General features: G+C 61.4%; 21 protein-coding genes. 14 read left to right on the plus strand and 7 right to left on the minus strand.

All coding sequences use genetic code 11. From position 1 onward, the window contains the following. Positions 1–18: 18 nt before the first annotated feature. Positions 19–1725 (minus strand): Clp protease, encoded by a 1707-nt coding sequence (locus AACL53_RS14235; protein WP_339085186.1) that lies wholly within the window; start codon positions 1723–1725, stop codon positions 19–21. Between the two features lie 160 nt (positions 1726–1885). Then, complete coding sequence (locus tag AACL53_RS14240; protein WP_339085187.1) at positions 1886–2569, minus strand: SOS response-associated peptidase; 684 nt, start codon at positions 2567–2569, stop codon at positions 1886–1888. 87 nt (positions 2570–2656) lie between these two features. Here AACL53_RS14240 and AACL53_RS14245 point away from each other — a divergent pair, with 87 nt between their 5' ends. Together AACL53_RS14245 and AACL53_RS14250 are read left to right on the plus strand one after the other, a co-directional pair. Further along, positions 2657–3085, plus strand: coding sequence for a TIGR02301 family protein (locus AACL53_RS14245; RefSeq protein ID WP_339085188.1), 429 nt, complete (start codon positions 2657–2659; stop codon positions 3083–3085). 158 nt (positions 3086–3243) lie between these two features. After that, the gene (locus tag AACL53_RS14250) at positions 3244–3489 is read left to right on the plus strand and encodes a hypothetical protein (RefSeq protein WP_092867658.1); all 246 of its coding nucleotides are present in this window, start codon (positions 3244–3246) and stop codon (positions 3487–3489) included. 30 nt (positions 3490–3519) lie between these two features. Here AACL53_RS14250 and AACL53_RS14255 read toward each other — a convergent pair whose 3' ends face one another. Continuing rightward, on the minus strand, positions 3520–4185 hold the full coding sequence (locus tag AACL53_RS14255; protein ID WP_339085190.1) for a LysE family translocator: 666 nt from the start codon (positions 4183–4185) through the stop codon (positions 3520–3522). 229 nt (positions 4186–4414) lie between these two features. Between AACL53_RS14255 and AACL53_RS14260 the strand changes: the two genes are divergently transcribed. Next, a complete protein-coding gene (locus tag AACL53_RS14260) occupies positions 4415–4927 on the plus strand; it encodes a hypothetical protein (protein WP_339085192.1) in 513 nt (170 codons plus the stop codon). Between the two features lie 125 nt (positions 4928–5052). Then, a complete protein-coding gene (locus tag AACL53_RS14265) occupies positions 5053–5802 on the plus strand; it encodes a L,D-transpeptidase (RefSeq protein ID WP_339085193.1) in 750 nt (249 codons plus the stop codon). A gap of 31 nt (positions 5803–5833) precedes the next feature. Here AACL53_RS14265 and AACL53_RS14270 read toward each other — a convergent pair whose 3' ends face one another. After that, the gene (locus tag AACL53_RS14270) at positions 5834–7171 is read right to left on the minus strand and encodes a dihydroorotase (RefSeq protein WP_339085195.1); all 1338 of its coding nucleotides are present in this window, start codon (positions 7169–7171) and stop codon (positions 5834–5836) included. 83 nt (positions 7172–7254) lie between these two features. Here AACL53_RS14270 and AACL53_RS14275 point away from each other — a divergent pair, with 83 nt between their 5' ends. The 8 genes from AACL53_RS14275 (at position 7255) to AACL53_RS14310 (ending at position 14691) form a co-directional block, all read left to right on the plus strand. Then, positions 7255–8160 (plus strand): folate-binding protein YgfZ, encoded by a 906-nt coding sequence (locus AACL53_RS14275; RefSeq protein WP_339085196.1) that lies wholly within the window; start codon positions 7255–7257, stop codon positions 8158–8160. Beyond that, positions 8157–8765, plus strand: a complete 609-nt coding sequence (locus AACL53_RS14280; RefSeq protein WP_339085198.1) for a DNA-3-methyladenine glycosylase I — start codon at positions 8157–8159, stop codon at positions 8763–8765. The genes AACL53_RS14275 and AACL53_RS14280 overlap by 4 nt, the downstream gene beginning before the upstream one ends. Further along, positions 8762–9370, plus strand: coding sequence for an HD family hydrolase (locus tag AACL53_RS14285; protein ID WP_339085199.1), 609 nt, complete (start codon positions 8762–8764; stop codon positions 9368–9370). Before AACL53_RS14280 ends, AACL53_RS14285 begins: the two co-directional genes overlap by 4 nt. Before the next feature lie 109 nt (positions 9371–9479). Next, positions 9480–10535 carry an NrtR DNA-binding winged helix domain-containing protein gene (locus AACL53_RS14290; protein WP_339085200.1) on the plus strand — a complete coding sequence of 352 codons (1056 nt, stop codon included), beginning with the start codon at positions 9480–9482 and terminating at the stop codon, positions 10533–10535. A gap of 186 nt (positions 10536–10721) precedes the next feature. After that, on the plus strand, positions 10722–11780 hold the full coding sequence (gene nadA, locus AACL53_RS14295; protein ID WP_339085201.1) for a quinolinate synthase NadA: 1059 nt from the start codon (positions 10722–10724) through the stop codon (positions 11778–11780). A gap of 35 nt (positions 11781–11815) precedes the next feature. Continuing rightward, a complete protein-coding gene (locus tag AACL53_RS14300; protein WP_339085202.1) occupies positions 11816–13480 on the plus strand; it encodes an L-aspartate oxidase in 1665 nt (554 codons plus the stop codon). Beyond that, positions 13477–14373, plus strand: a complete 897-nt coding sequence (gene nadC / locus AACL53_RS14305) for a carboxylating nicotinate-nucleotide diphosphorylase (RefSeq protein WP_339086949.1) — start codon at positions 13477–13479, stop codon at positions 14371–14373. The genes AACL53_RS14300 and nadC overlap by 4 nt, the downstream gene beginning before the upstream one ends. A gap of 93 nt (positions 14374–14466) precedes the next feature. After that, positions 14467–14691: a hypothetical protein gene (locus tag AACL53_RS14310; protein ID WP_339085203.1), complete on the plus strand. Its 225-nt coding sequence runs from the start codon at positions 14467–14469 to the stop codon at positions 14689–14691. Here the strand turns inward: AACL53_RS14310 and ppdK are convergent. Continuing rightward, positions 14688–17399, minus strand: a complete 2712-nt coding sequence (gene ppdK / locus AACL53_RS14315; RefSeq protein WP_339085204.1) for a pyruvate, phosphate dikinase — start codon at positions 17397–17399, stop codon at positions 14688–14690. The two genes, AACL53_RS14310 and ppdK, sit on opposite strands and share 4 nt — an antisense overlap. Before the next feature lie 150 nt (positions 17400–17549). Here ppdK and AACL53_RS14320 point away from each other — a divergent pair, with 150 nt between their 5' ends. Both AACL53_RS14320 and AACL53_RS14325 read left to right on the plus strand, forming a co-directional pair. After that, positions 17550–18956 (plus strand): dipeptidase, encoded by a 1407-nt coding sequence (locus tag AACL53_RS14320; protein ID WP_339085205.1) that lies wholly within the window; start codon positions 17550–17552, stop codon positions 18954–18956. Positions 18957–19013: 57 nt separating this feature from the next. Beyond that, positions 19014–19997: a ribonuclease T2 gene (locus AACL53_RS14325; RefSeq protein ID WP_339085206.1), complete on the plus strand. Its 984-nt coding sequence runs from the start codon at positions 19014–19016 to the stop codon at positions 19995–19997. 80 nt (positions 19998–20077) lie between these two features. Here the strand turns inward: AACL53_RS14325 and AACL53_RS14330 are convergent, their stop codons facing one another. Both AACL53_RS14330 and AACL53_RS14335 read right to left on the minus strand, forming a co-directional pair. Then, positions 20078–20833, minus strand: coding sequence for a hypothetical protein (locus tag AACL53_RS14330; protein ID WP_339085207.1), 756 nt, complete (start codon positions 20831–20833; stop codon positions 20078–20080). Positions 20834–21101: 268 nt separating this feature from the next. Then, complete coding sequence (locus tag AACL53_RS14335) at positions 21102–21929, minus strand: TorF family putative porin (protein WP_339085208.1); 828 nt, start codon at positions 21927–21929, stop codon at positions 21102–21104. Positions 21930–22006: the final 77 nt, after the last annotated feature.

The raw sequence follows: 22006 nt of genomic DNA on the forward strand, positions 1-22006 counted from the left end.
TTTGAAGCGGCCGGTCGCTCAAGCACCGGCTTCCTTGAGGCGCTGCTCTTCGGCCGCGACCGTCGCTTTCGTCGAGGGCCAACTGGCGCTGATCCAATCGTCGGTTCCAAAGAGCCAATACATGAAGCGATGGCGGCGATGATATCGCTCGATGATGAAGCGGTTCGTCGCCTCCATGTGGTTGTTCAGTGCGGCGAGCGTTTCAGCGGGCAACGCCGCGTCGCGATCGATCCCTGAGAGACGGTTCAGGATATTGGCGACGTCGGTCGCCGATTCCGTGCGCCACTGATCCATGGAGCCAGCGAGGGTGTGCTGGTTCTCGTTGACCTTCAGCAAGGCTTCGTGGACTTCGGTCAGGTCGTGCGCGTAGGCTTGGTGCTTGGCAGCTGCCGTTTCGATCTCGGCCGCGACGGCGCGCTCCACCTCGCTCATGCGTTCGGCGAGACCGACGGCGATTTCATTCAACGATCCGTTGTGCGTATCGAGCTTATTCGACAGTCCGTCGATTTTATCGAAGCCGCCGAGCAACGCATCGGCTCTTCCGGTATCCGTCGACGCCGCGAGCACCCGGCCAATGTCATCCTCGAGTTTCGCGAGCCTGTCCGCGAGGTCGCCGATGCCGCGATGCTGATCGTGGCCGAGCACCGCCTCCTCAATGATGTCGAGACGATCGGCTATGGGCTTCAGGTCCACACCATCGGACACCGGGCGCGTCCGCACCGATGCCTCCAGTTCCTGAAGCCGGGTCGAGAGAACCGTCCACGATTGCGACATCTCCTGCAGGCGAAGCTCGAGCGCTGCTTCGATGTTCTCGAGTTTTGAAACGAGCGGAAGTGTTTCGGCTGAACCGGCGCTCGCGCCGCCATCGCGGAGCATCGCTTCGAGGGCTCCGATGCGCTCGATCAATACGGCCTGCCCGCGCCCCTGATCATCCTGGTGGGCGAGCGTATCACGGCTCAGATCGCGGACGAGCCCGGCAATGATGTGGCGCTCATTCGTGAAATCGTGGCTCAGCGCCCGCAGCATTTGCTCGAGCGCATCAATGCGGGAATTCTGGAGTGCGTCAGCCGGTGCTCCCAAATAGTCGTTGCGATAAGAGGGCCGCCCGTAGTCCGCGGAATAACGCAGGCTGCTCGGCTGATAGCGGCCATCCGCGCGAGTCAAAGGCGGCAGAGGTTCGGGCATTTCTCGCGGCAGGTCTCTGGGAGAGAGACGCGAGGAAAAGCGGAAAAGCAATTCGGACTGTGAAAAATCCGATCTCTGATCGGAAAGCACATGCAGGAGATCGTCGACGCTCACTGCAGCATTTCTTCGCGATGCGAACGACGCCGCGAGCCGCAAGAGTTCCGCCAGTTCCTCCGAGCGTCGCGGTGAGACGGCGCCACTTCCGGGAGCCGCCGGAATGTCACCCGCGATGATGGTCGCGGTCTCGCGTTTCACAGCGATAACGCGCACGCCATGCGTCTCAAGGGCAACCGCTGCCGGATCGACGCGGGTCATTGCGTTGAGCAAATGCTCGACGCGCACCTCGATCGAGCGATGCGCGGACGCGATGTCATAAGCCTGGTTGAAACAAGCGAGCACCGTATCGTCGACAAGGACCGGCCCCGCTTGAAAGGGTCCGCGCTTGCCGTTCGACGAAGGCGCGTCAGGCTGGGGCGAAAGATCGGCGGGCGTCCAAGTCTGCTGTGTTCTGAGGTCGAGATCCTCGCCGTGATAAGCCATCGCGCTCTCCCCGTTTCCCACCACGCGGCCGCAGAAAGCCGGCCCTTCCCTTGCTAGCTATCTACACTTGGATAACAAACAGGTCTTCACTTTAAGGGTAATGTTTAGGTTAGCGCCGAATTGAGCCGACCGCGAGCCGCGCGTCGAACCTCGCGGCTCGCTACAGCAGCGTCAAAAACTCCGGCTGTTGAAGTTCCGGTCCCTCCGCACGCGCATCGTTCAGCTTGGGATTAACCGCGATCGCGGAGAGCCGACCGGGGCCATAAGGTTTGAGAAGGTCGAGCACGCCTTCGGCGGATCCCGGCCGGCAGTCGAGCCAGCGATCGAAATCCGCGCGGTCAAGGATCATCGGCATCCGGTCGTGCAGGCGCGCCATATCGTCATTCGCGGCTGTCGTCAGGATCGCCATCGTCTCGATCTCGCTGCCATCGGCACCGAGCCATCCTTCCCAAATCCCGGCGAGCGCAAAAAGCTCCTGGTCTTTCAGCTGGATGAGGTGCGGGCGGCGAGCGCCGCGCTTGCCGGTCCATTCGTAGAAGCCGGTTGTCGGCACGAGGCACCGGCGATGGCGCATGGCACCCCGGAAAGCGGGTTTCTCGGCTGCCGTTTCGGCCCGCGCGTTGATCAGCGGCGAACCCAGCGACTTCGGATCTTTCAACCAGGACGGGATGAGGCCCCAGCGCACCAGTTGCATCTCGGGCCGGTTATGCACGTCGTTTCGGGCGATCAGGACGGGCTGCGACGGCGCAATATTATAGCGCGGCGGGAAATCCTCGACGCTTGGCGCCCTGAAGAAAGCCCGCACGGCCTCAGCCGGAGAGGTCAAACTGTATCGTGCGCACAAGCCCGGTTGATCCTTTTGATGCGGGACGAAACTTGAATATAAGCGTTCGCTGCTCGGCCGCCCAGAATCTGCTTTAAGCAAGCCGACATGAGAAAACCGGACCAGATCGTGGAACGTCGCACATCCTACATTTGGCGAAACCTTGGGTCGCCTTTTCTGGCGTTGATGATGCTTTGGGCAGCGGCCAGTGGTCCGGTCTTGGCTGCGTCCGACACGAAGCCATACGACGACAGGCTGCTCAGGCTGTCAGAGATACTCGGCGCCGTTCACTATCTCCGCGAGCTTTGCGGCGCCAACGAAGGCCAGTACTGGCGAGATCGCATGCGCGACCTAATGGACGCCGAGGGATCGACCGCACTCCGGCGCGCGAAGCTGACCCGCGCGTTCAACCAAGGCTATCGCAGCTATAGCCGCACCTATAATACGTGCAGCCCCTCCGCCCAAACGGCCATCAATCGATTTCTCTCCGAAGGCTCCGAACTCTCGGACGGCCTCTTAAAGGCGTTTCCAAACTGATCTCGCGAAATCTCGCTTAACGCCGGGCCGTTCCTTTTCACACGGTTTACTGTGAATAGTGGCAGCTTCGACCTATCGCAAAAGGTCGTGCTAGGTGACAACCGGTGGGAGCCGATCGCATAAGCGACGGCCTGGGATGAGGGAAGATTGGGACCTGCATGGAGTGCTTCGAGGACATCGATACTAAGAACCCGACGCTTAAGGCGCTGGACCTCATTCTCGCTGCTTGGGACGAGGGCGTCGATACGGGGGTCGAGCCACAGCAGATGGCCTATGCGGCACTCTTCACCGCACTCACCGATCTGGTCGCGATCTACGGCGAAGATGCCGTTATCCATTTGACGCGCGGATTGGAAAAGCGCGTCGTCGAGGGCGAATTCACGCTGACGCGCCGCGACCAATAATCAGTCGCGACGATTCAGACGCGACCGGCGCTAGAAATTACCGGATTTCATGATGACTTCGGCGATCAATACGCCGCCGAAGAGGGCGAGCAGCAAGCCCGCGACTCTGTTGACGATCTGCAGCACGTGCAGGTCGATACGGTGCCGATAGCGGCTGATGACGTTCGACAACGTAATCCACCACAGCATGCTGCCGCAGACGATGGCCGCGACCAGCAGCAGGACATCGATCGTCGAATGGACCTCGACGAATGTGGTGACGCCGCCGAAAACGGCGAAGAGGCCGAGGACGGCCCCGGGGTTCGTAATCGTCAGGAAGAATGTCTGCGGGATGTCCCAGACGAAGTCCTTCAGGCGGGCGGTCTGCGCATCCGCTTCAGATGTCATCTTCAAACGCGGCGCGCTGTAATAGAGGCGCAGGCCAAAGGCGATGAGCGCCAAGCCGCCGATGACCTGGATGGTCGCGCGATGTTCCTGGACGACGCCGGAAACCGTGCCGACGCCCAGGCCCGCGCACAGCGCTATCAATCCGTCGCCCATCACCGAGCCGATACCGGCTGCGACCCCGCCCCAGAAGCCGCGCTCGATGGCGCGCTGGATGCACAGGACATTGACAGGCCCGACGGGGGCGGCAATGAGCATCCCAACGATCAGGCCGATCGGGATGATGAGAGGGTTCGGGATATAACTCAGCAATGGGTATGTGCTCGGTGTCGGAGTTGGGAGCCAGTTGTGTTCGGCGGCGTTCGCAAATTCACCAGTGCTCCTGGCAACACGGCTATTGGCGCGACGGCTACAGGGATCAACGGAAGGCGCAACTGCAATGTGGGAAATCCCTCGAGCAACATGCAAAAGGCGACTTAGGTCTGTCCGGCAGGCGCTCCTTCAGAGAGCGGGCCTGCTTGGGGCACTCATAGTACTCGTAGTGGCGGGAACCGCACTTGTCCACGTTGCAGCGGCGGGGACCAACGAAGCCGGCAACAACAACGTGAAGCTGCCGCCTCATGTCGAAGACCTTCGCGATGTAATCCTGACGGCTGCCCACTCGGGCAATATTGAGGAACTGAAGACTGCTTTTGAAGTCAGCGGGGTGGTACCGGACCTCGGCATTGACGCAGCGGGCGATCCGATCAAAGCGCTGAAGGAACATTCGGGGGATCACGAGGGCCGGGAAATTCTCGCCGCGCTCGTTCAGACATTCGAGATGCCGCCCGTCGCCCTGCCGCTCGGCAACGACATCGAGAACAACCTGATCTATGTCTGGCCCTATCTCGCCGAGCGTCCGATCGACAAGCTCACGCCTGCCGAGGAAGTCGATCTCTACCGTCTCGTCACGCCAGCCAAGGCCATCGAAATGCGCGAAAAAAAGCGCTGGCTGTGGTGGCGCCTCGTGATCGCGGCCGACGGATCTTGGACCTCGTTCAAAAAAGCAGACTGAACTTCAGCGCATTGCTCCAATGCGCTCGTCTTGCATCACCAATTGCCGCAGCCGGGTATCCAAGCTCCGACGGAAAGAGTTATTCCGCTCGTTACAAGTTAAACGAAGAGCGAGGGATTTCATCGATGAAGAGTATGTCGCTTTTGGCAGCAGCCGTTCTGAGCTGCGCCATTGCTGCGCCGGCTTATGCCTTTCATCCTTCCGAAGAGAGCTACGGATACGTCGCCCCCAAAAAGCTGGATCGCGAGCAGCGCGAGAGCGCCCGCCGAGACGGACAGCAGCTTTTCGGAATGGGGTGGGATTGGGATCAGCCCGCACCCAGCGACAGCCGTGTTCCCGGCCAGGCGCCGGGTTCCCTGACCGGCGGCGGACAACCGCGCATTGCCGCGAAGGCGCCACCGAAGGTGCGCTTTGAGAGCGGCTATGAACCCGGCTCGATCGTGATCGATACGGCAGGACGGCGCCTCTATTACGTGCTCGATTCCTCGACGGCCTATCGTTATCCGATTGCCGTCGGCAAGCAGGGATTTGCCTGGTCGGGCACGGAAAAGATCACGCGGAAAGCGGCTTGGCCGGACTGGATTCCGCCGGCGGAGATGCGCAAGCGGAGGCCGGAGCTCCCCGTCCGGATGTCGGGCGGCGTCCGCAATCCGCTTGGCGCGATGGCGCTTTATCTCGGCAATACGCTCTACCGTATCCACGGCACGAACGAAGTTTCCTCGATCGGAACGGCGACGTCATCGGGTTGCATTCGCATGACCAACGGTAATGTCATCCACCTTTCGGGCCTCGCCGAGGTCGGCACGACCGTCCACGTGCTGAAGCAGTTGCCGCCGGAACTGTCGCGCGTCGCCAAAACCGGCAGCGAAGGCTGACCGGGAGCAGGTTCGCCATCCGTTTTCGGCCTCAGCCGGCGAAGCCCTCGAGAAAACCGACGGGCTCTCCGCCGGCGGGGCCGATGATCTCCCCTTCCCACATAACCTTCCGGCCGCGAACGTACGTCCCGACCGGCCAGCCTTTGACTTTCACGCCATCGTAAGGTGTCCAGGCGGCGCGGCTTTCAATCCACTTGTTGGTAATGGTTGCCGTCCGGCGCAGATCGACGACGGTCAGATCGGCGTCATAACCAACGGCGATGCGCCCCTTCGAGCGAATTCCGAAGAGGCGTTGCGGGCCGTGGCTTGTCAGATCAACGAAGCGCAGCAAGGACAGGCGTCCCGCATTGACGTGATCGAGCATAATCGGAACTAGCGTCTGCACCCCGGTCATTCCGGAGTGGGTATCGGGATAAACGTGATCCTTCTCCTCGCGCGTATGCGGCGCGTGATCGGAGCCCAGAATGTCGACTACCCCTGACTGGAGCGCGGCCCAGATTGCCGAGCGGTGCCGCGCGTCCCGAACGGGCGGGTTCATCTGAACGTAGGAACCGAGGCGCTCGTAGCACTCCGGGCCTTCCAGCGTCAGATGATGGGGCGTCACCTCGACCGTCGCGTAGGTTTTGTGATCCCTCAGGAATTCCATCTCCTCGGCCGTCGAGACGTGCAGCACGTGGACGCGCTTGCCGTGCTTCTCGGCCATACCGACGAGCCGCTTGGTCGCGATGAGGGCCGCCTCCGGATCACGCCATTCGGGGTGCGACGTGGGATCGCCCTTCCGCCGCAAATGCATCCGCGACTTGAGCCTTGCTTCGTCTTCGGCATGAAAGGACGCCCGGCGCGAAATCTTGGCGATGATCTGGTCGAGGGTCACGCCGTCATCGACGAGGAGATCGCCGGTAGACGAGCCCATGAACACTTTCATGCCGGCCGAACCTTCGAGCTTCTCGAATTCGGGGATGTCCGCCACATTATCCCGCGTTCCGCCGACGAAGAACGCGAAGTCGCAGAACATGCGGTGGCGCGCGCGGCGAACTTTGTCGGCGAGGGTTTGGGCGCTCGTCGTCAGCGGCTTCGTGTTGGGCATCTCAAAGACTGCCGTCACCCCGCCTGCGACAGCCGCGCGACTGCCGGTCGCGAGATCTTCCTTATGCTCTAGGCCGGGTTCACGGAAATGCACTTGCGTATCGATGACACCGGGAAGAATGTGCAAACCCTTCGCCTCGATGATCTCCGGGGCCGTGGCCGAGCTGCCGAGATCGCCGACGGCGGCGATCCTTCCGCTCCGGATTGCGATATCGCGGATGCCTTCCCCGTCATGGTTGACGACCGTCGCGCCTCGAATAATGACGTCGAACGTCTCAACCATCTTGCGGTGCTCCTTAGGCTTGCATACGAGAAAAGCCCCGCATACGTAACTCTTCCCCCATTTGCAACCGAGGCGTGAATTTCATGTCTGCCGCGAAGATAGTGCGCCTTGCAGATCGTGGTGTCGTCAGCGTCACCGGCGCCGACAGCGAAAAGCTGCTGCAAGGGCTGGTGACGAACGATATCGAGGGCCTTGCCCAAGGTGAAGCGCGTCACGCGGCACTCCTTTCCCCGCAAGGAAAAATACTTTTCGACTTTTTCGTCATAGGCCAAAGCGACGGGTACCTTCTCGATGTTCTCCGCTCGAGTGCCGGCGATCTCGTAAAGCGCCTGTCGATGTACAAGCTTCGCGCCGATGTCATCATCACCGACATTTCGGAGTCGTTTCGAATCGAGGCTGTGTGGGGCGACGGCGCGACGAGTTTTCACCGTAATTCCGCCATGCATTTTTCGGACCCCAGGCATTCACTTCTAGGCGTTCGCCACATGATCGACGCCCGATCGACCGACGATTCCGCGACCGGATTCGATGATCAAAATACGCTTCGCGATTACGATGCGCTTCGCGTTTCGCTCGGCGTGCCTCAGGGCGGACGAGACTACAATTTCGGCGACGCATATCCGCACGAAGCGGATTTCGATCTGCTCAACGGCGTGTCGTTCTCCAAGGGCTGTTACGTCGGGCAAGAGATCGTCGCGCGGATGCAGAACAAGACCGTCGTGCGCAAACGCGCCGTCAAAATTTCGGGCGCAGCCCCCCTCACCTCAAACGACGATGTGCTTATCGGAGACGTTGCGATTGGACGCGTCGGCACCGTCGACGGTCGCGATGCCATCGCCATGCTTCGGCTCGATCGTGCGCTCGAAGCGCAGGAGAAAAATCAGACGCTCACAGCGGGCGGCGTCGCGGTCACTGTCGACCATATCGCGCTCGAGAATTACCGCGCGTCGGCAGCGGCGCGATCGTCAGCGGCTCTACCTTCGTCATGATCACATCAAAGGAGATCGAACGCTGCCCGTGGGCCGGCGCGGATGCCACCTACATTCGTTATCACGACGAAGAGTGGGGCGTGCCGATGACCGACGATCGCGCACTCTTCGAGAAGCTGATGCTCGAAGGCTTTCAAGCTGGACTCTCGTGGATCACGATCCTCCGCAAGCGCGAAAATTTCAGAAAGGCGTTCCATAATTTCGACGCGGCGCGCATTGCTTCGTACACGGCGCGCGACATCGATCGCCTACTCAAGAATGAAGGCATCATCCGGAACCGCGCCAAGATCGAGGCGACGATCGGCAATGCAAAGACCTATCTCGAAATTTCCGCCCGGATGCCGTTTGCCCAATATATTTGGGGCTTTGTCGAGGGCCGTCCGATTATCAATTCGCTCGCCTCAACGAAAGACGTAAAGCCCGAGACCGACGTTTCGAAGAGAATGAGCAAAGCACTCAAAGCCGACGGCTTCCGCTTTGTCGGGTCGACGACGCTCTATGCATTCATGCAATCGACGGGCATGGTCAACGATCATCTCGTCTCGTGCTTCAGGCACGGCGCATGTGCCAAACTTCAAAAGAAGCTGAAGATCGCAGGACTATGAATCCATCAGGCGCGAAAATGCCGAGAGCCTGGCAGCGCATGCTGTCGGGACGCCGGCTCGATCTACTCTCCCCGGAGCCTCGCGACATCGAGATCGAGGATATCGCGCACGGGCTCGCTCGCGTTGCGCGATGGAACGGACAGACGAAGGGCGACCACGCTTTCTCCGTCGCTCAGCACAGCCTCGTCGTCACCGACATCTTCGAAACTCTGTGGCCGGAGTCGACACCGAACGAGCGCCTCGCTGCGTTGCTTCACGACGCGCCCGAATACGTCATAGGCGATCTTATCAGCCCTTTCAAAACCGCCATCGGACTCGACTACAAGGCATTCGAACTCAATCTGCTCGACGCGATCCATCGGCGGTTCGGCGTTGGGCAATTAAGTGTCGCTGCTGCGGCGGCAATCAAGGATGCGGATACGATCGCGGCCTACTACGAAGCGACGCTGCTCGCCGGCTTCGAGACAGCCGAGGCGGAATTGTTTTTTGGAATTCCGAAGGTGCCGAGGGAACTTCATCGCGCGCTCTCTGTTCTTCATCCCGTATCGGCGAGGGATGCCCAAACTCAGTTTCTTTTACGGTTTGGTAAATTGTCACCGCACTGACAATCTGGCAATTTTGGGGCTACTTCGCGGTTTTCATTTGGGGCGTCTATCTGAAAATCGCCATGATCGCCCTCTAGCTCGCCTCATGGGGAGCACGGGGAAGACAAACATGAACATGGAACTTTCTGGCAGGAGAAAACCGACGCCTGAAAAGTCTCAACTCGCTCCAGAAGACGAGCACGAGTTAGAGCCTTCGCTAGGCATCGGACTAAATGCGGCGATCGTCGCCGTATCCGATAACGAACCAGTCGCACTTGTCGTCCGGGGCGATCCGGACAGCATGGGCGCAACAGATGTATTGCCGTTCGGGCCTTTTAATCCGCGCGAGCACAGAACATTGGAGAGCGGCTTACGAGCCTGGGTTCAAGACCAGACCGGTTTGGACCTCGGCTATGCCGAGCAACTTTATACATTTGCTGATCGCGGCCGGCACGCCACCCCAGGCGACGCTGCGCCGAATTATGTTTCTATTGGTTATCTTGCATTGACGCAGGCTGTCGGACACCATGGATTAACCAATGGTCTCTGGCGGAGTTGGTACCAATATTTTCCTTGGGAAGACTGGCGTCGCGGGCGCCCCGAAATCATCGCCCGGGACATTGAACCCCGTCTCAAAGCATGGGCCGAGAAGCCTGTGCCGACGACGGGCAGCCAACCTTCGATCGCCCGTGGCGATCGAGCACGTATCTGCTTTGGCTTAGACGGCACGGCGTGGGACGAAGAGAAAGTTCTCGAGCGTTTCGAGCTTCTCTACGAAGCGGGTCTTGCCGACGAAGCCGCACGGGACGGACGCAACGGAGCCGAAGAATGGACCGACAGGCCCAAACTCGGTCTACCGATGCAAGCCGATCACCGTCGGATACTTGCGACTGCGATCAGCCGCACGCGTGCCAAGATCAAATACCGGCCCGTCGTCTTCGAGTTGATGCCCGACGAGTTCACACTCTACGAGCTTCAGAAGACCGTCGAAGCCATTCTTGGTCCGCATCTCCATAAGCAGAACTTCCGTCGACTCGTCGAAGGCGCAGGCCTCGTCGAACCGACGGGAGAAGTAAAAACGCGGACAGGTGGACGTCCGGCGAAACTTTTCCGTTTCCGCCGTGAAGTCCTTCTCGAGAGACCGGCACCCGGCGTCAGGGTCTCGGCACCTCCGAGCCGCAGCTAACGATCCATGGTCGAAATTCCAGGGCGGGAACCTCCGCCCTGGAAATTTGTTCGAACTTCCATTATTTTATCAGTGTTCAGGAGTGCTCGCGGCGAGCATTTCGATGCACGGTGTGAGCGGCGAATGTGCCGGCGTAATCCACACCCCGAATATGCTCGAAACGAGCATATATGGAGGGCGACTACAATGGCTGCTTCTGTCTCAGGCGTGGCGACGCCGGTTTCGCACCGGGTTCCCGCGAAAACGGCGCCACTCTTCACTTGGTCACCCGCTCTCGAGGCGGAGATGGCTCCTCTTTATGCCCGGGTTAAGCACATCATCACCGCGATGGAGTGGCCGCACTACGCGCCGCTCATCAAGTCGATCAATGCGCTGAAATCCCAGCGCAACGCGGTCATACTGGCGCATAACTACATGACGCCGGAGATCTTCCATTGCGTCGCGGATTTCCGCGGGGACTCGCTGCAGCTCGCCAAGGAAGCCGCGCGGACCAACTCGAAGGTCATCGTACAGGCCGGCGTGCACTTCATGGCCGAGACCTCGAAACTGCTCTCGCCCGATAAAACGGTTCTCATCCCGGACATGCGCGCGGGTTGTTCGCTCGCCTCGTCGATCACGCCTGAAGACGTTCGCATGCTGCGCGAGGCCTATCCTGGCGTGCCGATCGTCACGTACGTGAACACATCGGCGGCGGTGAAAGCCGAATGCGATATCACGTGCACGTCGTCCAATGCCGTCCAGGTTGTAGAGAGCCTCGGCGTGCCCCGCGTGCTTTGCATTCCTGACCAGTATTTGGCGAAGTGGGTGCAGTCGCAGACCAAGGTGCAGGTGATTGCCTGGAAAGGCGCGTGCGAGGTGCACGAGCGCTTCACGGGCGAAGAGCTTCGCGCGATGCGCGCCGACGAGCCGGGCCTGAAGATCATCGCGCATCCCGAATGCCCGCCTGATGTGATCGAAGCCGCCGACTTCACCGGCTCTACGTCCGGAATGATCCACTGGGTGAAAGACAAGCGGCCCCGTAAGGTTATGCTCGTCACCGAATGCTCGATGGCGTCCAACGTCGCCGTCGAAGTTCCGGACGTCGAGTTCATTCGGCCGTGCAATCTTTGCCCGCACATGAAGCGCATCAGCCTTGAAAACATCTACGAGAGCCTCGTGCACATGCAGTACGAGGTGACCGTCGATCCGGATGTCGCCGAGCGCGCGCGCCGCGCGGTCGAACGCATGGTCAATCTCACCAACTAGCTCTTCGGGACCACATGCCCCAGGAGGGCAATCTCATGGCCGCATCGACGAAACGTCGCGCCGCTACCGAGTTCAAGGGCTTCAAAGGCGAACCGGGCCCCGGTGACGTCGTCATTATCGGCGCCGGGCTCGCGGGACTTTTCACCGCGCTGAAGCTTGCGCCGCTGCCCGTGACGGTCATCGCCGCCGCGCCACTCGGCGAAGGCGCGTCGAGCATGTGGGCACAGGGCGGCATCGCCGCCGCTGTCGGCGAGGGCGATAGCACGGCCAAGCATGCCGCCGACACGATCGAGGCGGGAGCGGGTATCGTCGACCCGAACGTCGCGCGGCTGGTTGCCGAAGAGGGACCGGATCGGATCCGCGATCTTCTCGCCTATGGCGTGCCCTTCGACCGCGATCTCAAGGGTCACTACATTCTGTCGAAGGAAGCGGCGCATTCCGAGAACCGCGTCGTCCGCGTGTCGGGTGACAAGGCGGGCGCCGCAATCATGCAAGCGCTTATCGCAGCCGTGCGCGCAACGCCGTCGATACGCGTGCTCGAAGGATACGAAGCCGACGATCTCATCGTCGCGAACGATCGGATCGAAGGCGTCCGGCTCATCCGGCCGACGGCGCTCGGCAATGGCCGGTATGCTTTCGTTCCGGCATCTGCGGTCGTCGTCGCGACGGGCGGCGTCGGCGCGCTCTTCGCACTGACGACGAACCCCTCCTATGCAAAAGGCGAAGCGCTTGCGATGGCTGCACGCGCGGGCGCGGTGATCGCGGACCCGGAGTTCGTGCAATTCCACCCGACCGCCATCGACGCGGGCATCGATCCGGCGCCGCTCGCGACGGAAGCCCTTCGCGGCGAAGGCGCGACGCTCGTCAATTCGGACGGCGAGCGCTTCATGCTGGCGATCGATCCACGGGGCGAACTCGCGCCACGCGACGTCGTTGCGCGCGGCGTTTACGCCGAACTCAATGCGGGGCGCGGCGTTTATCTCGATTGCCGTACGGCGATCGGCGCCAATTTCGAAAAAGAATATCCGACCGTCTGGGGGCACTGTCAGCGCGTCGGTATCGACCCATCGAAGGAGCTGATCCCGGTGGCGCCGGCCGAGCACTATCACATGGGCGGGATCGCGACCGACGCGAACGGGCGCACGAGCCTGACGGGACTTTGGGCCGTCGGCGAAGTTGCTTCGACTGGGCTTCACGGCGCCAATCGGCTTGCGTCGAATTCACTGCTCGAGGCCGTCGTTTTCGGTGCGCGCGTTGCGAGCGATATTCGCAATCTTCTCCCGAACGATCGCGTGGGCCACTTCGTCGTGCCGCACCGTATTCCGGGGAGCGGCCGCGCGGCCGATACGGCGTCGCGGCAAGAGGCGATGGATGCGCTGCGCGGCATCATGACGAAGTACGTGGGCGTCCAGCGCTCCGGAAAGGGTTTGAAAGCGGCCCTTTCGGAACTCAGGACGCTTAGCGCCGCAAGTTCGAACGATCGCGTCCTGTCGAACATGCTTCTCGCCGCGCAGTTGATCGCGGCTGCAGCGCTGCTTCGCAAGGAAAGTCGCGGCGGTCATTACCGCACCGATTATCCGAAAACGAACCCGGCGCTTGCGCGTCGGACGTTCATCACGCTCGCCGATCTGGAAACGGTTGGCGAAAAGCCAAAAAAAACTCATTGCGAACCACCGGCACTAGCTCCATGCGGGACATGACAGCCCCCTCTTCCTCGTTCGCGACACTCCTTCCCAATCTTGTTCTTGCCGCCGTACGAAACGCGCTCGAAGAAGACCTCGGGCTCAGCGGCGACATCACCACGAACGCAACGGTTGCGCCGGACGCGCGTTCGGATGCACTCCTTGCGGCGCGCAAGCCCGGCATCGTATCCGGCTTAGCGTTAGCGGAAGCTGCGTTCCGCGAGCTCGATCCGGAATGTGCTTTCACGATCGAGATCGAGGACGGCAGCGCGGTGGTGGCCGGCGGCACGATTGCGCACATTTCGGGGAACGCGCGCGCCATTCTCTCAGCGGAACGCGTCGCGTTGAACTTCATGGGCCGCATGTGCGGGATCGCGACCCTCACGCGCCGTTATGCCGATGCGGTGGCGGGGACCAGCGCCAGGATCGTCGATACGCGCAAGACGACGCCCGGATTGAGAGCGTTTGAAAAATATGCCGTGCGGTGCGGCGGCGGTCACAATCACCGCTTCGGTTTGTTCGACGCGGTTCTCATCAAGGACAATCACATCGTTGCGGCAGGCGGCATCGAAGCCGCGATCAAAGCCGCAAAAGCAACGGCCGGGCATATGACGAAAATCGAGGTCGAAGTCGACACCCTCGATCAGCTTGAAATCGTCATGCGGGAAAAGATCGACTGCGTGCTCCTCGACAACATGGCTCCGGCCGAGCTGCGCAAAGCGGTCGCCATTGTGGCCGGGCGGTGCCTGACGGAAGCCAGCGGCGGCGTTAACCTCGATACGGTCAGAGAAATCGCCGCAAGCGGCGTCGACATGATTTCGGTCGGTGCGCTCACCCATTCGGCGCCCGTTCTGGATCTCGGGCTGGATTTTGTGACGCCCGTGAAAAAGTCACCGGCTCGCAAAGCTTGAATTCGCCATAGTCGCTGCGCATTTGGCACTGCGCGCGCGGCGTTCGCGTCGTGCTAGAATAGGAGCGTCCGGTTGGACATGGAGGGAAATTCCATGGCGATGCAGTGGATCGTGCTTTGGGGCGGGACCGCAATCGCCGCTTCAATTCTCGCGGGCATTTTGGCGGGCATCAAAAATCGTGACCTTTCCTACTGGATCGGCTGGAGCTTCGTCGTGCCGCCGGCTGTCGTTTGGTTGCTATTTCTGCCCAAGCTCAAAGGTCCGCGTCCGCGGCAGCCGCGCCTTGACGAGATCGACCGGCGCGACAACGGCTACTAGGACGCCTTCTGTTCCCGGCGCCTCCGGCGAATAGCGGCCTGGGCCGCCGAGAGGCGTGCAATCGGCACGCGATAGGGCGAGCAGGAGATGTAGTCGAGGTCGACCGTCTCGAAGAAGCCGATCGATCTCGGATCGCCGCCGTGCTCGCCGCAGATGCCGGTCTTGAGATTGGGCTTCGCTGAACGGCCGCGCTCCACCCCGATCTTTACGAGTTCGCCAACTCCCGCCTGATCGATCGACACGAACGGATCGATCGCGATCACTTCGTGCTCGAGGTAGTTCGACAGAATGGGCGCCGCGTCGTCGCGCGAGAGGCCGAGCACCGTTTGCGTCATGTCGTTCGTGCCGAATGAGAAGAAGTCGGCGCCCAGCGGTCCGGCTGCGATGTCTGCCGCGCGCAAAGCTGCGCGGGGCAGCTCGATCATCGTGCCGATATCGTAGGGTATGGCGATGCCGGATTCCCTTTCGACGGCCTTTGCCGTCTCAGCGATGACTTCGCGCAAAATGTCGAATTCGCGCCGGTAGGCGATGAATGGGATCATGACCTCGGGCCGGATCGCCTCGCCCGTTTTCTTCCGGGCGTTGACGGCCGCTTCGAAAATCGCCCGCGTCTGCATTCGCGTGATCTCGGGAAATTTGATGCCGAGGCGGCAGCCGCGGAAGCCGAGCATCGGATTGAATTCCTCAAGCTCGGCGACGCGCGCCTTGAGCCGCATGAGATCCATGCCGAGCGCGGCCGCGACTTGCGCCGCCTCGCGATCCTCGTGGGGCAGGAATTCGTGAAGCGGCGGATCGAGCAGGCGGATCGTCACCGGCAGCCCGGCCATGATCTCGAACAGTTCCTCGAAGTCGGCGCGCTGAACGGGGAGGAGCTTGTCGAGCGCCTGCTGGCGCCCCTCCTCGTCCTCCGCACAAATCATTTCGCGCACGGCGAGAATGCGTTTTTCCTCGAAGAACATATGCTCGGTCCGGCAGAGGCCTATGCCTTCCGCGCCGAACGATCTTGCCTGGCGCGCGTCACGCGGCGTGTCGGCGTTGGTGCGCACCTTCATGCGGCGCGTGGCGTCAGCCCATTCCATGATCGTCGCGAATGTGCCGGAAAGCTGCGGCGGCAGCATCTTCGCCTTGCCCGCGTACACGCGGCCCGTGCTGCCGTCGATCGAGATGATGTCGCCGGATTTGAACGTGCGGGCGCCAGCCCGCATGATGCCGGCGTTGGCGTCGATCCTGAGCGTTCCCGCCCCCGATACGCAGGGCCGCCCCATGCCGCGCGCGACCACTGCCGCGTGACTGGTCATGCCTCCGCGAGCAGTCAGAATGCCAACGGCCGCGTGCATGCCGTGCACGTCCTCCGGGCTCGTCTCGGAACGGACGAGGATAACATCCCGGCCTTTGGCTTTCAGCGCTTCCGCCATCTCCGAATGGAACACGATCTCCCCGGAAGCAGCACCGGGCGAGGCCGGCAGGCCTTTCGCAAGCAGATCATGCTCGGCGACCGGATCGATGGCCGGATGCAAGAGCTGATCGAGCTGCGACGGCTCTATTCTGAGAATGGCTTCATCCTGTGTGATGAGGCCTTCCGCGGCGAGGTCGACTGCGACCTTGAGCGCCGCTTCCGTCGTTCGCTTGCCTGAGCGCGTCTGCAGAATCCAAAGCTTACCGAGCTGGACGGTGAACTCGACGTCCTGCATGTCGCGATAGTGCTGCTCTAGGCGATCGAAGATCTTTCTCAGCTCGGCGAACACTTCCGGCATCGCGACTTCAAGCGAAGTCTCGGACGTTTCGCCGTTGCTTTTCTTCGTCAGGGCGTGGGGCGTCCGGATGCCGGCGACGACGTCTTCGCCCTGCGCGTTGGGAAGATATTCGCCGAAGATTTCCTTCTCGCCGTTCGACGGATTGCGGGTAAAGGCGACGCCGGTCGCGGAGTTGTCGCCGAGGTTGCCGAAGACCATCGCCTGAACCGTGACGGCGGTTCCCCAGGCGTCAGGAATGTCGTGCAACCGGCGATAGGTCTCGGCGCGCGGATTGTGCCAGGAATCGAACACGGCAGCGATCGCGCCCCAAAGCTGCTCGCTCGTATCTTGCGGAAATGGCGCGCCGTGCTCGCGCTCGATCGCGGCTTTATAATCCGCGATGATTTCGTGCCACGCTTCGGCATCGAGGTCCGTATCGGCCGCGAAACCGTTGAGGTTTTTGAAATTCTCGAGAATGTCCTCGAAGGCCCCGTGATCGACGCCAAGCACGACGTCGCCGTACATCTGGATAAAGCGGCGATAGCTATCGAAGGCGAACCGCGCGTCGCCCGTCAACTGGGCCAGCCCCTCGACCGTCTTGTCGTTGAGACCGAGGTTCAAAATCGTGTCCATCATGCCCGGCATCGAGGCACGCGACCCTGATCGCACCGAAACGAGGAGCGGACGCTTTTCGTCGCCGAATTTCGCCGAAACCGTGTTGCCTATGGCTTCCAGCGCCTGCATGACCTCGCCCTTCAGGGCCTCAGGCAGCATGTGGTCTGCGGCAAAGAAGGCTTCGCAAACCTCGGTCGTAATTGTGAAGCCCGGTGGCACGGGCAAGTCCAGGGATGCCATCTCGGCAAGATTGGCGCCCTTTCCGCCCAGTAGTTCGGCCATGCTGGCGCTGCCCTCGGCCCTACCCGGCACAAAGGCATAAACCCATTTCTTTTTGCTGTCGGCGTTCGGCTGTGCCATCAGACCTCCAATGCGGTCTTCTTGCCGCCTATCATTCTCGTCAGGACTGACCGGCGCAGGGAGAGGTGGCATAGCAAATGAGACCCGCTATTCCTAGCTTCGGAACCAAGCTCCCCCGCCGCAGGCCAGCAACCCGGAAAGTCTAGCACGATGAGCACGCTCGAAACCGTTCTCGATACCCTCGGCCAATCGAAGTCGGCGGGGCTGGATCGATTGTTCGAACTTTTGCGCATCGATAGCGTATCGACCGACCCGGCGTATAAGGCCAGTTGCGTCAAAGCCGCGGAATGGTGCGCGGCGACGCTTCGAGACATCGGGTTCGCCGAGGCCAAGGTTGTGCCGACAAGCGGCCATCCGATGGTGGTGGCCCATGATCGGCTAAATCGCGATCCGAATATGCCGCATGTCCTCTTCTACGGGCATTATGACGTACAGCCGCCGGATCCGCTGGATCTCTGGAAGACGCCGCCATTCGAGCCGCGCATCGCGAATGAGCCGGGCAACGGCGATGTGATCGTCGCTCGCGGCGCCGAAGACAACAAAGGCCAGCTGATGACCTTCTTCGAGGCGGCAAGGGCCTGGAAAAAGGTTGCGGGCGATCTACCGATCGCTGTTTCGGTGCTGATCGAGGGGGAGGAAGAGTGTGGTTCGCCGTCTCTCCCGGACTTTCTGGCCAAGTATGGCGACGAACTCAAAGCCGATCTCGTGCTCGTTTGTGACACCGGCCAATGGGACAAGGATACGCCCGCCATCACGACGATGCTGCGTGGCCTCGCCGGCGACGAACTCGTCATTACCGGCCCGACGCGCGACCTCCACTCGGGCATCTACGGCGGGCCGGTCGCGAACCCCATTCGCGTGCTCGCCAAGGTCATGGCAGCCCTGCACGACGAGACCGGCAGGATAGCCGTTCCCGGCTTTTATGACGGCGTCAAGGAGCCGACGGCCGAACAGCTCGCGCAGTGGCAGTCGCTGAATGTCAGAGCCGATACGTTTCTGGGATCGGTCGGGCTCAACGTTCCCGCGGGCGAAAAAGGCCGCTCCGTCATCGAGCAGCTCTGGTCGAGGCCGACGCTCGAGTTCAACGGCGTGACTGGTGGATACCAGGGCGCCGGCACAAAAACCGTCATTCCGGCAAAGGCATCGGTGAAGATCACCTGCCGGCTCGTTCCCGGCCAAAATCCCGATCACGTGATGAAGGCCATTCACGACTACGTCGAGAAACTTATTCCGGCCGATTGCAAGGCGACGTGGCTCGGCCATCGGGGCGGGTCGGGCGCGATCATGTTCGACACCAGCGATCCATCGATGCGTGCGGCCGCCAAGGCGCTCGAAGAGGAATGGGGAAAGCCTGCCGTGCTGATGGGAAGCGGCGCGTCCATTCCCATCGTCTCGTCGTTCCGCGACGCCCTCGGCATGGATAGCCTGCTGATCGGGTTCGGCCTCGACGACGACCGCATTCATTCGCCGAACGAAAAGTACAACGTGCGAAGCTTCGAGAAGGGCGCCCGGAGCTGGGTGCGCATTCTTGCGGCGCTCGCAAAGCAATCCGCGTAGGCTGCGGCGCTATTCGCCGTGGCGCGACTTCGCACCTAACCCGACCGGGACGATGAAATGCTGAGACCGCATATCCTTCTCACGATTTTGGTCTTCGCGCTGCTCGGCGTGTACATCGCGCACTTCGTCGTCGAGCAACGAACGGCCCTGTCACCTGGCAATGTGACGACCGGGAACACGGGGGCTGGCAGCGGCTCGAGCGGATCAAACTCGAACGGATCAAACAGGCGCGCCGACAACGGAGATTACGGCTCGCGTTCCAACGACAACGGTTCGGACAACGGTTACGGCGGCTATGGCCGAAACGTGCCGGGCGAATTCGATTATTACGCGCTCGTTCTGTCGTGGAGCCCGACCTACTGCGCCGGAGAGGGCCGCGACCGGGACGACGACACGCAGTGCAATCGCCGCGACGGCCGCCGCTACTCGTTCGTTCTCCACGGCCTCTGGCCGCAATATGAAAACGGCTACCCGTCGAATTGCCGATTGCCGCGACGCCCGTTCGTGCCCGACCCTGTCATCTCCAGCATGCTCGACGTCATGCCGAGCCGCGGACTCGTGATCCACGAGTACCGGACGCATGGGACGTGCTCGGGGATGGACCCAGCGCAGTACTTCGCGACGGCACATCGGCTGTTCGACACCATCAACATTCCCGACCGTTTTCGAAATCCATTCGAGTCGCAGATCGTATCTGCCGCCGACGTGGAGCGGGAGTTCCTGCGGGCGAACCCGCAGTTTCGGCCGGATATGATCGCCGTCGTTTGCGGTGGCGCAGGCGCAAGTCTGAGGGAAGTCCGGTTCTGCCTGTCGAAAGACGGTAAGCCGCGCGCGTGCGGCCAGAATGAAACGCGGCGCAAGCTCTGCACGGCCAACCAGGTTTTCATTCCTCCGGCACGTTCGGCGGCTGAGACCATGCCGGGCAGTCAGCCGTCGGGCCAGCGGTCGGGATCCGCGAACGGAAGTCCGGCTGCGACCGACCGATCGTCGCCGCTTCCGGGGCCGCGAATGGATTACGACTACGGCCGCCACGCCCAGTGAGACCGCACAGCGAAGCTCTATAGAGCAACGGCCGCCCAGTAACCGCGGACTGAGGTCTCTTCCGGTATCGAAATCCGCGATCAGGCCACTCGCCGGGCACGCTCGGGGCGCCATGACCGCGGCGCGTCCGCAATCCAGCCGACGCCGCGGGGATGCTTGAAACCCTCCAGCGTCATCGGATTGAGGCTCCACCCAGCGGCGACAGCAAACACGTTCTCCTCGGTCGGATGCAGCACCAGCTGTCCGCCGACATCACCGTGGCGCTCCGTGATCCCCCTGATCTCGACGTAGGACAGGCCGAGCTGCCGCTCCTCAGGAGTCGGCTTACCCAAATCCCAGACGATGCCTGCCTCGCCTATTGCGAACGCTCTTTTGGGACGTCCCTTGTCCGCGCGCGCCCACGCGTAGAAATCGATGATCGGGAAGGACGCGAAGTACTGGACGTTGCGAAACTGTTTTCCGAGATGCTTCAGCAGCGGCGTCATCTTGTCGATGAACGGAGACCCGGCCGGTACCGGCAGCGCTTCACCTGCGACGATCGTCCAGCCCCGAACAGGGGGCGAAATGAAGAGAAGTCCGGCCGAGACTTCGGGGTCATAAATCGCGCCGATACCGGAATCCCAGTTCGCGGGACGCAGGCCGGTCAATCCCAGCGCGGCAGCCACGGCGTCACTGTCGTCCGTTTGGATGGCAAGCCAAGCCATGTCGCGGCCGAATGCGCGCGGTTGGTCAGGCGCATTCGCCAGCCGGACGTGGTGCGTCAGGAAACGCGGCACCAAGACCTTGCCGGCGATCACCGTGGTCAGGATTACGAGCGCGAAGACCGATATGAGCACGGATTGAGCCGCAGATTACCAGGGAACCCTCGCATCAATCTCTGGCGTGAGTTGCGGAATTTCTCAAGTAAGGGCGTCAAGGCCGTTGGTGAAAACTTGAGGGTATGGCGACGCGCACTGCTCGCGTTCCGCGCGCCGGCCGGAGAGTTTTGGTGATGCTCGGCGACTCGCGTTCCGCGAGCCGGCCGCCAAGCATAAACATCCGAAGCAAAAAACCGGGGCCCGCACAGGCCCCGGCTCAATACAGCGACGGGATTAGAATGTCTGCTTATGGTAGGTTTACGCCAGCCTGGAACACGAAACGGGCATCGGCATAACCGTTCGGGTCGTCCTGCTTGCTGATGCTCGTATCCCAGTACCGGAAGTCCATGAAGTACTTGTCTACGGTCAGCTTCACGCCCGCATTCCAGTAGGTGTAGGCGTCTGTGCCGGGATTGCAGGTGCCGCCGAACTCTCTGGTGCAATAGGCATCGAAGGTGCCGGCTCTATCTGCATTGGTGTAACCGACCGCACCACTGATCGTCGGCGTAAATATGCCGAAGGCAGGAAGCGTGTAAGCCGCGTCGAATTCTCCCGTTTCCGTTGTCGGCGAGGCGAAGCCGACATCAGGCGTGACGTAACCAACGGCGGTCAGGCTCAGGTTCGTGATGGGCGTAATGGTCGCCGCAATTTTGAACTCGACATAGTCCGTGCCGGCGTCCGTCGGGTTGATCTGCGTGGCTTGGTGGCTTGGGTTCGTGTAGTACAACACTCCCAAATCCCAGCTGATCGGCCCGGTTACAGGCCTAACACCCGCATACACGTCCAATTCCCATGGATTGCCGAGACCATCGTTGACGTTCGATCCCCAGAAATCGAGGTACCAAGTGAGGCTAGGCGTTCCGTAGGTAAACTCGATGAACGGCTGGAAAGCCGGATCGTTATTCGTCAGCGAGATACCACGGAAGATATAGTCGCTCGTGCCCGTGATGGTGATCGAGTAGCCGAACTTCCGTTCGCCGTCCGCCGCATCGTCGGCAAGTGCCGCCGAGGACATGCCAAGCACAGCAATCGCTGCGAAACCGGCCGCCCCCAAGAAACCTTTGATATTCGTCATAAGACAACCCCCGTCCCAGATCTGCGGCTCGCAAAACCCGCTCAATGCGGACAACGCGACTCTCAACCGCTCCGACG

Source organism: Hyphomicrobium sp. ghe19, from assembly GCF_902712875.1.
Lineage (GTDB): Bacteria > Pseudomonadota > Alphaproteobacteria > Rhizobiales > Hyphomicrobiaceae > Hyphomicrobium_B.